The 245-nt window shown below is 62.4% G+C and carries 1 protein-coding gene; it reads left to right on the plus strand.

Annotated features, from left to right (window positions below; genetic code table 11):
• Positions 1-245 (plus strand): response regulator (locus EXE44_RS19270; protein WP_137718127.1); only part of this gene is annotated, 245 nt, incomplete at both ends.

Consider the following 245-nt stretch of genomic DNA (forward strand, 5'->3'; position numbering starts at 1 on the left):
CTCGACCTCGCGGAGGCGTACTTCGAGCGGGAGCTCGACTCGGTGGCGGTGACGACCGTGACCGACCCGGAGACGGCGCTGGAGCGGCTCGACGAGACCCGGTTCGACTGTATCGTCAGCGACTACAAGATGCCGGGTATGAACGGTATCGAGTTTCTCAACGCTGTTCGAGACCGCCATCCGGCGCTGCCCTTTATTTTGTACACTGGACGGGGCAGCGAGGAGGTAGCCAAGCAGGCAATCCT

It is taken from the genome of Halorubrum sp. SS7 (assembly GCF_005435055.1).
GTDB lineage: Archaea > Halobacteriota > Halobacteria > Halobacteriales > Haloferacaceae > Halorubrum > Halorubrum salinarum.